Source organism: Cellulomonas rhizosphaerae, from assembly GCF_003470205.1.
Classification (GTDB): domain Bacteria; phylum Actinomycetota; class Actinomycetes; order Actinomycetales; family Cellulomonadaceae; genus Cellulomonas; species Cellulomonas rhizosphaerae.
This window is the reverse complement of the sequence record NZ_QWKP01000116.1, coordinates 1-12,135: the sequence shown is the minus strand read 5'-3', so window position 1 is coordinate 12,135 and position 12,135 is coordinate 1. Positions and strand designations below refer to the sequence as shown.

Below are 12,135 nucleotides of genomic sequence, written 5' to 3'. Positions count from 1 at the left end.
CGCCGCACTCCTGGTGCGGCGCCCCGCTCCGTGCGTCCGGGCTCAGCCGAGCGCGGCGTTCCGCAGCGGGACGCCGACGTCGCCGGCCAGGTCGCGGTCGAGCCGGGGCAGGTCGCGGGCGGCGAACAGGCGTCGCGCGGCCCCCACGTCGCGCGGCCGGTCGACCGTGAGCACCGCCGCGAGGGTCGAGCTCCCCGGGCGGAACCACAGGGCGGACCAGCCCTCCGACGAGCTCGCGTCGCCGCGGAGGACCACGTCGTGGCCCGGCTCCGGGAGGCCGAACAGCGTCAGGTCGTGCCCGAGCTGGGTGGAGAAAACGTACGGGACGGGGTCGGTGGGCTGGCTCTCGAGCCCGGTGAGCAGGTCGGCCGCGAGGTCGACGGGACCGCGCAGCGCGCCGTCCCAGTGGCCCCCGGGCACCCAGCCGTGCCGGTGCGAGCGGCGGCGCGCGACGTCGCCGACCGCGCGCACGCGGCGCGGGGCGCCGAGCACGGCGTAGCCCTCGTCGACCAGGAGCGAGCCGTCGGGCTCGCGCGGCAGGGCGTCGCCCAGCCAGGCGGTCGCGGGCAGCGCTCCGACCGCCGCGAGGACGACGTCGGCGGCGACGCGCTCGCCGTCGGCGAGGTGCACGGCATCCTCGTCGACCCGCGTCACGCGCGCGTCGGTGACCAGCCGCACGCCGCCGGCCGCGAACCAGGGTGCCGCCAGCGCGCCGACCTGGGCGCCGAGCGCACCCGAGAGGGGCGCGGACGCCGCCTCGAGCACGGTGACCTCGACGCCCGCGGCCGCCGCGACGCCGGCGACCTCGGCGCCGATCCACCCCGCGCCGATGACGGCCAGGCGAGCGCCCGGCGTGAGGCGTGCGCGGAGCGCGGCGGCGTCGGCGGCCGTGTGCAGGACGAGCGCGTGCTCCCAGCCCGGGACGCGACGAGCGCGAGCACCCGTGGCGATGATCGCGACGTCGGCACCGATCGTCGCTCCCGCCTCGATCTCGACGCCCGCCGGGCTGACCGTCAGGCCCGTCGCCGGGCGGCCCAGGTGGACCTCGTCGGCCAGCGACTGCACGTCCACACCCAGCTCGTGCGACAGGAGCGTGGGTTCGGGGCGATCCAGCAGGTGCTTGGAGAGGGGCGGACGGTCGTACGGCGGGACCGGCTCGGCGCCGAGCACCGTGAGGTGGCCGTCGAAGCCGCGCTCGCGCAACGCCCCGACGGTCTGGGTCGCGGCCAGGCCCGCGCCGACCACCACGATCCGGCGGGGCGCGTCGGGCAGTCGTGGAGGCGGGGACGTCACGCCCGCAACGGTAGTCTCCCCGTCGGGAGGCACATCGATGGTGGTGAAGCGGGCGAACGGTGCGACGCCGGCGGACGAGGCGCACGACGGCGTGACGGCGCGTGCGGAAGCCGCGGATTCCGGGCGTGCTGACGGCGCCGACGGCGCGGTGACGTCAGACGCGACCGAGGACGAGGCGGGGACGACGACGGCTTCGTCGGCCGACGAGCCGACCACGGCGGATGCGGCGTCCGGGACGGACGCCGCCGGCGAGCCTGAGGTCCCGGACGGGCAGGTGCCGATCCAGGCGCAGCAGCTCATCGACCCGAGGGCGATCGCCCGCGCGTCTCTTGGGGCGAGTCGCAACGCGTCGCTGTGGTGGACCAGTGCCGGGGTGCTCGTCGCGACCGTCGTCGCCGTCGTCGTCGGGACCCGGGCGGGCGCCTACACGCTCGCGGGCGTCCTGGCGGTCTGCGCCGTGGTGCGCGCCGTGCTCCCGCACCCCGGGCCCGTGGCCGTCTCGGTCCGTGCCAAGGCGATCGACGTGACGGTGCTCGCCGTCCTCGCGATCAGCATCGGCGTCCTCGCGCAGCTGCTGCCCGGCAGCACCCTCTGACACCCCTCCGACGCTCCCGAGAAACGACGAACGCCCGGCCCCTCGAGGGGACCGGGCGTTCGTGCGTGCGGAATCAGGCGCGGCGCTCCTCCACGACGAGGACGTCCTCGTCGGTGACGTAGACGTCGTCCTCCTTCATGAGGTCGTCCTTCGGCGGCTCGGCCGCGAAGGCGCGGTAGACGAGGCCGGCAAGGGCGGCACCGACGATCGGCGCGACCCAGAACAGCCACAGCTGCTTGAGGGCCCAGCCGTCGGAGAAGATCGCCGAGGCGGTCGAGCGCGCCGGGTTGAGCGACGCGTTCGTGACGGGCATCGCGACGAGGATCAGCACGGCGAGTGCGAGCCCGATCGCGAACGGCGCGATGCGGTTGTTCGCGCGTCGGTCGGTGGCACCGAGGATGATGCCGACGAAGACGGCGGTCACGACGACCTCGACGAGCAGCGCGATGGCGAGCGAGAACTCGACCGAGCCCTGGCTGGCGGTGCCGATCGGGGAGTGCGCGCCATAGCCGTTGGACACGCCGCTGAAGAAGGTCTTCGTCGTCGTCTGGGCACCCTGCGACACGAGCGCCGGGAGGGCCGACGGGATGCTCACGAACAGGATGGCGGCGGCGATGGCACCACCGATCAGCTGCGCGAGCCAGTAGGGCAGGACATCGCGCCAGGCCGTGCGGCCCGCGATCGCTGCACCGACCGTGACGGCCGGGTTGAAGTGGCCACCGGAGACGTGGCCGAGGGCGCTGGCGCCCGCGACGACCGCGATGCCGAAGGCCAGCGCGACGGCGAGCGGACCGCCGCCACCGCCGACGGTGGCGAAGGCGCTGTTCGCGTAGAGGGCCACGCCGAGGCCGGCGAGCACGAGGAAGAAGGTGCCGAAGACCTCGGAGCCGAGGCGCGCGATGAGGCTCGGGCCCGTCACGATCGCCGTGCCGGCCGGGACGACGTAGGCGTCGACCTCCTCGACCTGGACCTCGGGCTCCGGCGCTGAGTTCTTGTCCAGCGTGGGCGCGGCGGGCGTCTCGATCGGCTGCGAGGCCGGTGCGGCTGCGGTGGCGTCGTCGGCCGCGGCGGCTGCCGTGACCTCCTCGGGCTCGGGCGAGCCGGCCACCGGGTCGGGTGTCTGGGACATGTCGGTCCTGTCGTGTGTGGGTCGATTGAGGCGGGACCAGCATCGACGCGCGGTCAGGCGATCCCTTGCGGGGCCAGCATGCCAGCACGAGGGCCGCGCGTCACCGCCAAGCCCACGGGATGTCACCTGTGAAGATGCGATGAGTGCTGGGCCCCGGACTCTCGATTTCTCTCGATGTCGAGTAATCTTCTTCCCGGACGGAGCCGCCGGCGCGGGATGAACCAGCCGACGCAGAGCCCGCTCCCCGCACGAGTCCCCAGCACAGGAGATCCCCGCATGGCGAAGATCAAGGTTGTCGGCCCGGTCGTCGAGCTCGACGGCGACGAGATGACGCGCATCATCTGGCAGTTCATCAAGGACCGCCTCATCCACCCGTACCTCGACATCGACCTGCGGTACTACGACCTGTCGATCCAGAACCGCGACGCGACGGACGACCAGGTCACGATCGACGCGGCGAACGCCATCAAGGAGCACGGCGTCGGCGTCAAGTGCGCGACGATCACGCCCGACGAGGCGCGCGTCGAGGAGTTCGGCCTGAAGAAGATGTGGGTCTCGCCCAACGGCACGATCCGCAACATCCTCGGTGGCGTCGTCTTCCGCGAGCCGATCATCATCTCGAACATCCCGCGCCTGGTCCCGGGCTGGAACAAGCCGATCATCATCGGCCGTCACGCCCACGGCGACCAGTACAAGGCGACCAACTTCAAGGTCGCCGGTGCCGGAACCCTGACGCTGACCTACACGCCCGCGGACGGCTCTGAGCCGATCCAGCAGCAGGTCGTCACCTACCCCGACGGCGGCGGTGTCGCCATGGGCATGTACAACTTCAACGACTCGATCCGCGACTTCGCGCGCGCCTCGTTCGCCTACGGCCTGCAGCGCGGCTACCCGGTGTACCTGTCGACGAAGAACACGATCCTCAAGGCGTACGACGGTGCCTTCAAGGACATCTTCCAGGAGGTGTTCGACGCCGAGTTCGCGGCCGACTTCGCCGCTGCGGGCCTCACCTACGAGCACCGCCTCATCGACGACATGGTGGCTGCCGCCATGAAGTGGGAGGGCGGCTACGTCTGGGCCTGCAAGAACTACGACGGCGACGTCCAGTCCGACACCGTCGCGCAGGGCTTCGGCTCGCTCGGTCTTATGACCTCCGTGCTCATGACGCCCGACGGCAAGACCGTCGAGGCCGAGGCGGCGCACGGCACCGTCACGCGCCACTACCGCCAGCACCAGGCGGGCAAGCCGACGTCGACCAACCCGATCGCGTCGATCTTCGCCTGGACCGGCGGCCTCAAGCACCGCGGCAAGCTGGACGGCACCCCCGAGGTGACGCAGTTCGCCGAGACCCTCGAGGACGTCATCATCACGACCGTCGAGAGCGGCAAGATGACCAAGGACCTCGCGAGCCTGGTCGGGCCCGACCAGGAGTGGCTGACCACCGAGGACTTCCTCGCGGCCCTCGACGAGAACCTGGCCGCACGCCTGGCCTGACGCTCGACAGCTCACGCCGAACGGCGCACTCCCCGCACGGGGGGTGCGCCGTTCGTCGTTCAGTGGCCCGGTCGCTGCGTCGCCAGCCAGCTCGCGGTGCTCGCGCACCGTCCGCGTAGTGCGCGGATCAGCCGACGTGGCGCGCGGGTCAGCCGGCGAGCGTAGCGAGCCGTCCGTCGCTGCGGCTGCTAAGCGCGTCGAGGATGCGGGTGGGTGATCCGGTTGCCCGCTGCCATCCGTCGTCGGTGTCGTTCGTCCCGTTGCTCGGTGGGCCGGCGCGTGTCAGGGACCGCAGCCAGGCGGGCGCGCGGACTTCGGGGATGCCGTCGCGGACGCGGATCTGCCAGCCAGACGTCTCGATCGTGCGGTGGTGGTACCAGCACAGCAGGCAGCCGTTAGAGGTGTGAGTCCCCTCGGGGTCGTCCTTGTGCGGCGTGATGTGGTGCACCTCGCACCATCCGGCGGGTACCTGGCAGCCCGGGATGATGCACCCGCCGTCTCGAAGCACGATCGCACGGCGCTGCGGACCGGTGAAGCAGCGTTCGGCGGACCACAGGCCCACCACCGCACCGAGGTCGTCGAGGGCGATGTGCTGCACGCTCCCGGAGCAGGCCAGCTGGCGCGTGGCACCCACCGAGAGCGGCAACGGGCCGCCGAAGCCGCCACCCACGAGCGTGGCTCCCGCGCCGCGGCCGGTTTCGAGGTCGGACTGCCGGACGGCCACGACCACGGTGGGGGAGTTGCCCGCGAGCGAGCTCTGGTTCGCGACCCGGGCGGCGGCACCCAGCGCCATCGCGAGGATGTCGTGCAGCGTCTGTGCGCTGGTGCGGCGGTCAACCACGCCAGCGTCCTCGGTGAGGGGCACATCGGCTGAGTGGCCACCCGAGGTGGCACCGGGCGCGTCGACGTCGGCGGGCGCCGTCCGTGCTGCGAGTGCGGCGAGAAGCGCCTCGCCGCTGAACGGGTCGTCGTCGGCAGGGCCTGCGATGCCGCCCGAGAGACCTTCGTACTCGGCGCCGTCGCCCTGAAGGCCCTCGCGTCCGAGACCTCCTGGCCCGGGCTCTTCGCGCGGGAGCCGGCTCCCGTCGAGCTCGTCGCCCGACGGGTCGCCCGACGCGTCACCCGAGGCTGGAACGTCGGGCGTGCGCGGGTTCGTGCGCGAGTCGGCGAACGCCCGCAGCGCCGCGGCGACCTCCGGCATGAGCAGCCCGCTCAGCCGGACGAGCCCGTTCTTCAACCCGCCCAGCCGCAGGCTCCGTCGCGCGAGCTCGGAGTCGGGCGGCGCCGCACCGTCCTGGTCGAGGAACGCCGCCCAGGTCGAGGCCTGGATCTTGACCGCGTCGGCATCGGCCGGGCAGACGCCGCCGGGCGCTGCGGCCGCGCACCCGGCGACGATCTCCTCCTCGGCGACCGCCACGTCGGCGTCCCCGGCGACGGCGCGGACCGGGTCGAGTGTGTCGATGATGCGCAGGGCCGACTCCATCCCGACGCGCCCGTCCGTCACCGCGGCCGCCACGGCCGGGAACGCGGCGGGCAGCGGCTGGCCCGTGAGGCCGACGGGCGACTCGATAGCCCGCCCAAGACGCAGCCACCGCGACACGGTGTAGTCAGCGGCGCCCGTCAGGCGGCGGATCAGCTCGCGTGCGCTGCGGCAGCCGCGGCGTGCGGCGAGCCCCGCGGTCCCGAGCCCGCGCGCGGAGCGCTGCTCGACCTGCGCCACCAGCCCGACCCTCCACAGGTCCACGTGCCGCGACAGCGCCTCGACCGCGACGAGGCCAGCCATCACGCGCTCGTCGTCCCAGCCCGCGGGCTCCTGCAGGGGAGACCCGGTGAACGCGTCGACACCGAGCGCGGCGCGCACCAGCGCGGCGGGATCGGCGACCTCGTTCTCGGGCATGTCCGTATCGTCCCACCGACCACTGACATCATGCCGAACGCATGTTCGACAAATGGAGAGCCCCGGCGACCCTGGCGCCTGGCTCCTGCTGGTGCGTCTTCGCATCTGTACGGACGGCGGATGGGGCATCAGGCCTGAGGCTCGGCACGCGATCGGACCGTGCCGCCCGCGGCCGACGAGCACCGTCCGGGGTACGGTGCGGAGAGGCCCGCGACGAGCGAGCGACGCACCACGCAGACGACCGAAGGAGCCCGCCCGTGCCTTCCCCGCAGTCCACCCAGCAGCCCGTCAACGTCACCGTGACGGGGGCCGCCGGCCAGATCGGCTACGCGCTCCTGTTCCGCATCGCGGCGGGTCACCTGCTGGGTCCGGACGTCCCCGTGCGGCTGCGCCTCCTCGAGGTCCCGCAGGCGGTCAAGGCGGCGCAGGGTGTGGCGCTCGAGCTCGACGACAGCGCGTTCCCGCTGCTCGCCGGGATCGACATCCACGACGACGCGACGGCGGCGTTCGACGGTGCCAACGTGGCGCTGCTCGTCGGGGCGCGGCCGCGCACGGCGGGGATGGAGCGGGGTGACCTGCTCAGCGCCAACGGCGGGATCTTCGGCCCGCAGGGTGCGGCGATCAACGCGGGCGCGGCCGATGACATCCGCGTCCTCGTCGTCGGGAACCCGGCCAACACCAACGCGTACATCGCGGCGGCCGCGGCGCCCGACGTGCCCAAGGACCGCTTCACCGCGATGACGCGCCTCGACCACAACCGCGCGCTGGCGCAGCTCAGCGCACGGACGGGTGCGCCCGTAACGGAGATCGAGCGCGTGACGATCTGGGGCAACCACTCGGCGACGCAGTACCCAGACCTGTCGCACGCGACGATCGGCGGACGCCCCGCGCTCGAGGTCGTGGGCGACGACGCCTGGGTGCGCGACACGTTCATCCCGACGGTGGCCAAGCGCGGCGCGGCGATCATCGAGGCGCGCGGTGCGTCCAGTGCCGCCTCCGCGGCGAACGCCGCGCTCGACCACGTGCACACCTGGGTCAACGGCACCCCCGACGGTGACTGGACGTCCGCGGGGGTCGTGAGTGACGGCTCGTACGGGGTTCCCGAGGGCCTGATCTCGTCGTTCCCCGTGACGGTGTCCGGCGGGGTCCTGACGATCGTTCCCGGCCTCGAGATCGACGAGTTCTCCCGCGGCCGGATCGACGCGAGCGTCGCCGAGCTGGTCGAGGAGCGCGACGCGGTCCGCGCCCTGGGACTGGTCTGACGAGAATCCGGCGAGCGCCGGACGAACGTCGATCGACGGGTCTGACGGAGGCATGAGGCCGCCCGACGAAGGGCCCGTGGCGGGCGCGTCCTCTGCGATCCGCATCCCGATCCGCGTCCGCCCGGGCGCGTCGCGGACCCGGGTCGGCGGCTCCTACGACGGCCGCCTCGTGGTCGCCGTCGCCGCGCGCGCGGTCGACGGCGCGGCGACCGAGGCCGCGCTCGCCGCGTGCGCGGCCGCGTTCGGGGTGCGGCGGAGGCATGTCACGCTCGTGTCCGGCCCGACGAGCCGCGACAAGGTGATCGCCGTCGACGGCGCCCCCGTCGAGCTGGCCGACCGTCTGGCGACCCTGCTGGTGACTCCGGGCGAGTAGGTCCGTGCCGGCTGACTGCCAAGCCCGCTCGGGTGCCGTCGAGTAGGTGGTTCAGCATCGAGTAGCCGGTGTGAACCGGCGACCTGACGCGGAACCGGCGACCTGACAGCCGAGCACGCGACCCGACGCCCGATTCGACGGCACGCGACGAACCGAGCCGAGGTCGCCGCGCACCTCGCGCACCAACTTCCCGCAACTCCTTGCTGCAAGTTGCTGCAAGCCGGTACGGTGCCGCCAACCGGTCGACGAGGTCGTCGCCCGGGGGATTCGCCAGTCAGACATCTCAGACAGCGACGCGCGCCGACCTCCGCCAACGCCGGCGGACGGGCAGGCCGCGCACCGTGGACCACATGCCCGCGCACCGGCGCGGAGACGAAGGAGTCACCCGCATGCGTCGTGCCCTATCCGCCGCGGTCGCCGCGAGCCTCGCGCTCGCGGGCGTGGTCGTCACCCAGCAGGCCGCCACTGCCGTCGCCGAGACGTACACGCTGGTCGGCAGCCTGCAGTCCGAGCTCGGCTGCGCAGCCGACTGGGACCCGACCTGCACCGACGGCGACCTCGCGCCCACGGGTGACGGCGCCTACGCCGCGGAGGTCACGCTCCCCGCGGGCAGCTACGAGTTCAAGGTCGTCGGCGACCACGCCTGGGACGAGGCGTACGGGTTCGGCGGCGCGAGCGACGCGGGCGCGACCAACATCCCGCTGGTCCTCGCGGGCGAGACCCGCCTCGACGCGCGGTTCGACCCGACGACCGGCCGCACGTCCCTGACCCCGCTCGACCTGCAGGCCGACGCGGAGGCCGGGGCCGAGCCCGTGAAGCCCGTTCGCGAGCCCGGCTCGGGCCAGCAGTTCTACTTCGTCATGACCGACCGCTTCGCCAACGGCGACACGAGCAACGACCGCGGAGGAGTGACGGGCGACCGCCTGACCACGGGCTTCGACCCCACGGACAAGGGCTTCTACCAGGGCGGCGACCTCGCCGGCCTGCGCGGCAAGCTCGACTACATCAAGGGCCTGGGCACGAGCGCCATCTGGCTGACGCCGTCCTTCAAGAACAAGTACGTGCAGGGCGCCGGCACCGACGACGAGTCCGCCGGGTACCACGGCTACTGGGTCACGGACTTCACGACGATCGACCCGCACTACGGCTCGATGGCCGAGCTCGACGGGCTCATCGACGACGCCCACGCGAAGGGCATGAAGGTCTACTTCGACATCATCGCCAACCACACCGCGGACGTCATCCAGTACACCCAGCCCGGCGACCACCCCTACGTCTCCGAGGCGACCAGCCCCTATAAGGACGCCGACGGCACGGCCTTCTCGCTCGCGGACAAGGTCGGCACGACGTTCCCGACGATGAACGCCGCGTCGTTCCCGTACACGCCGGTGGTCCCGGACGCGGAGAAGGACGTCAAGGTCCCGGCCTGGCTCAACGACCCCACGCTCTACCACAACCGTGGTGAGTCGACCTATGCCGGGGAGTCGTCCACGCTCGGCGACTTCGGCGCGCTCGACGACCTCATGACCGAGAACACGACGGTCGTCGACGGCATGGCCGACATCTTCAGCGACTGGGTCGACGTCGGCATCGACGGCTTCCGCATCGACACCGTCAAGCACGTGAACATGGAGTTCTGGCAGTCCTGGTCGAAGCAGGTCATGGACCACGCGCACGCCGTGGGCAAGGACGACTTCTTCATGTTCGGCGAGGTCTACGACGCAGACGCGACCAAGACGAGCCCGTACGTCCGCAGGACCGACATGAGCTCGGTCCTCGACTTCTCGTTCCAGTCCGCGGCCTCGGGCTACGCGGGCGGCGGCTCGGCCAAGAGTCTGGCCGGCCTGTACGCGAGCGACGACTACTACACGATGCCCGACTCGAGCGCGTCCGCGCTGCCGACCTTCCTCGGCAACCACGACATGGGCCGCATCGGGTACTTCCTCGACGGCAAGAGCGACGCCGAGCAGCGGGACGTCCTGGCCCACCAGCTCATGTTCCTCACGCGCGGCCAGCCGGTCGTCTACTACGGCGACGAGCAGGGCTTCGTCGGCACGGGCGGCGACAAGGACGCGCGGCAGTCGATGTTCGGCACGCAGGTCGACGCGTACGCGAGCCAGAAGCTCGTCGACGGCGCGACGATGGGGACCGACGACCACTTCGACACCGGCAGTGCGCTGTACGGCGACATCGCCGCGCTCGGTGCCCTGCGCAAGGCCCACCCCGCGCTCGCGGACGGCGCGCAGGTCGAGCAGTACGTCGCGGACGGCACGGGCGTGTACGCGTTCTCGCGCGTCGACCGCGAGGACAAGGTCGAGTACCTGGTCGCCGTGAACAACGCGACGACGACGAAGGCCGCGACGTTCTCGCCCCTGAGCCCGACCGCCACGTTCGACGGCATCTACGGCGCCAACGACGAGGTCACCGCCGACGGCGACGTCACGCTGACCGTCCCCGCGCTCTCGGCGGTCGTCTACCGCGCGACGAGCGAGCTCCCCGCCCGCACGGCGGCCCCGACCGCGGCATTCACCGGCACCGCCGGCCAGCCGGTCAAGGCGCTCAACCCCGTCGCCGTGACCCTCGGCGAGCAGGCCTACGCCGAGACGACCTTCGACTACCGCGTCGCGGGCGACGACGAGTGGACCACGCTCGGCACCAGCGACACGGGCGCGCCCCGCGTCTTCCACACCACCGCCGGGCTGGCGGCCGGGTCGCTCGTCGAGTACCGCGCGGTCGTCGTCGACGCGAGCGGCAACACGTCGGTGGCCAGCACCTTCGCGACCGTCGGCGAGGGGTACGGAGGCGGCACCCCCGTCGAGGAGGACGCCGCGAGCACGGTGACCGTCCCGGGTGACCACAACAGCGAGATGGGCTGCGCGGCCGACTGGCAGCCCACCTGCGCGGACGCCGAGCTCACGCTGCAGGCCAACGGCCTGTACTCGGCGAGCTTCGACCTCCCGGCCGGCACGTACCAGTACAAGGCCGCGATCGGCGCCGCCTTCCACGAGGCCGCGGGCGACGAGAACGGCGGCTGGTTCGAGAACTACGGCGTCGACGGCGTCAAGAACTCCGCGTCGGGCAACATCTCCTACACGGTCACCGACCCCGACCGCGCGGTGACGTTCTGGTACGACCCGAACACCCACCGGGTCACCAACGACGACGCGGGTGCGGTCTACACCGTGGCGGGCAGCTTCCAGAAGGCCCTCGGCTGCACCGCGGACTGGAACCAGAACTGCCTCACCGGGCTGCTCGCGGACACCGACGGCGACGGCACCTGGACGTACACGACCTCGGCGATCCCGGCCGGCAGCTACGAGGCCAAGGCCATCAAGGGCTTCAGCTGGGACACCAGCTACGGCACCTCGTCGGGCGGCAACGTCGCGTTCTCCGTCACGGCCGAGACGCCGACGGTGACGTTCAGCCTCGACACCTCGTCGGGCGTCCTGAGCATCGCCGCGGCCCAGCCGCCGACCGACCCGGGCGGCGGCGGCGACCTGCTCGTGACCGTCCCCGGCAGCCACAACTCGGAGATGGGCTGCGCGGCCGACTGGTCGCCCGACTGCACCGACGCCGTGCTGACCAAGCAGCCCGGCGGCGTCTACGCGGGCACGTTCACGCTGCCCGCGGGTGACTACGAGTACAAGGTCGCGATCGGCGGGTCCTGGACCGAGAACTACGGCGCCGGCGGCGTGCGCGACGGCGGCAACGCGTCCTACTCCCTGGCCGCGACCACCGACGTCACGTTCGTCTACGACCCCGTGACCCACGCGTTCACCAGCACGGCGAACGGCCCGCTCTACACGCTGGCGGGTAGCTTCCAGTCCGAGCTCGGCTGCCCCGGCGACTGGCAGCCCGCGTGCCTCGCGGCCTGGTTGCAGGACCCCGACGGCGACGGCACGTACACGTTCTCGACCACGAAGCTCCCGACCGGCTCCTACGAGGTCAAGGCCACGCAGGGCAGCTGGGACGCGAACTGGGGCGCCGACGGCGTGCCCGGTGGCGCCAACATCGCCTTCTCGGCCACCGAGGGCAAGCAGGTGCTGTTCACCTTCGACTCGGCGACCCACGTCCTGACCGTCACGGTCGCCG

Annotated in this window: 8 protein-coding genes; 5 read left to right on the top strand and 3 right to left on the bottom strand. The window is 72.4% G+C overall.

Annotation, left to right across the window (positions count from 1 at the left end; all coding sequences use genetic code 11):
* Positions 1 to 42: 42 nt before the first annotated feature.
* Positions 43 to 1,293, bottom strand: a complete 1,251-nt coding sequence (locus D1825_RS02970) for an FAD-dependent oxidoreductase (protein ID WP_199721476.1) — start codon at positions 1,291 to 1,293, stop codon at positions 43 to 45.
* A gap of 37 nt (positions 1,294 to 1,330) precedes the next feature.
* On the opposite strand from D1825_RS02970, the gene D1825_RS02965 reads away from it, so the two are divergent.
* Positions 1,331 to 1,888 (top strand): DUF3017 domain-containing protein, encoded by a 558-nt coding sequence (locus D1825_RS02965; protein WP_199721475.1) that lies wholly within the window; start codon positions 1,331 to 1,333, stop codon positions 1,886 to 1,888.
* A gap of 73 nt (positions 1,889 to 1,961) precedes the next feature.
* Here the strand turns inward: D1825_RS02965 and D1825_RS02960 are convergent, their stop codons facing one another.
* A complete protein-coding gene (locus tag D1825_RS02960) occupies positions 1,962 to 3,017 on the bottom strand; it encodes an aquaporin (protein ID WP_118765989.1) in 1,056 nt (351 codons plus the stop codon).
* Positions 3,018 to 3,293: 276 nt separating this feature from the next.
* Here D1825_RS02960 and D1825_RS02955 point away from each other — a divergent pair, with 276 nt between their 5' ends.
* Complete coding sequence (locus tag D1825_RS02955; protein WP_118765988.1) at positions 3,294 to 4,511, top strand: NADP-dependent isocitrate dehydrogenase; 1,218 nt, start codon at positions 3,294 to 3,296, stop codon at positions 4,509 to 4,511.
* Between the two features lie 148 nt (positions 4,512 to 4,659).
* Here the strand turns inward: D1825_RS02955 and D1825_RS02950 are convergent, their stop codons facing one another.
* Positions 4,660 to 6,408, bottom strand: coding sequence for an HNH endonuclease signature motif containing protein (locus D1825_RS02950; RefSeq protein ID WP_158580669.1), 1,749 nt, complete (start codon positions 6,406 to 6,408; stop codon positions 4,660 to 4,662).
* A gap of 257 nt (positions 6,409 to 6,665) precedes the next feature.
* Here D1825_RS02950 and D1825_RS02945 point away from each other — a divergent pair, with 257 nt between their 5' ends.
* The 3 genes from D1825_RS02945 to D1825_RS02935 all read left to right on the top strand — a co-directional run.
* Complete coding sequence (locus D1825_RS02945; protein WP_118765986.1) at positions 6,666 to 7,670, top strand: malate dehydrogenase; 1,005 nt, start codon at positions 6,666 to 6,668, stop codon at positions 7,668 to 7,670.
* A gap of 76 nt (positions 7,671 to 7,746) precedes the next feature.
* Positions 7,747 to 8,043, top strand: a complete 297-nt coding sequence (locus D1825_RS02940; protein ID WP_233549588.1) for a DUF167 domain-containing protein — start codon at positions 7,747 to 7,749, stop codon at positions 8,041 to 8,043.
* A gap of 389 nt (positions 8,044 to 8,432) precedes the next feature.
* On the top strand, positions 8,433 to 12,135 hold a 3,703-nt coding region (locus tag D1825_RS02935), incomplete at its 3' end, for a pullulanase X25 domain-containing protein (protein ID WP_267897556.1).

Excerpts from the sequence above, each read along its gene's own strand:
- D1825_RS02965 (WP_199721475.1), top strand. The coding sequence starts at position 1,331 with ATGGTGGTGAAGCGGGCGAACGGTGCGACGCCGGCGGACGAGGCGCAC.
- D1825_RS02960 (WP_118765989.1), bottom strand. The coding sequence starts at position 3,017 with ATGTCCCAGACACCCGACCCGGTGGCCGGCTCGCCCGAGCCCGAGGAG.
- D1825_RS02955 (WP_118765988.1), top strand. The coding sequence starts at position 3,294 with ATGGCGAAGATCAAGGTTGTCGGCCCGGTCGTCGAGCTCGACGGCGAC.
- D1825_RS02950 (WP_158580669.1), bottom strand. The coding sequence starts at position 6,408 with ATGCCCGAGAACGAGGTCGCCGATCCCGCCGCGCTGGTGCGCGCCGCG.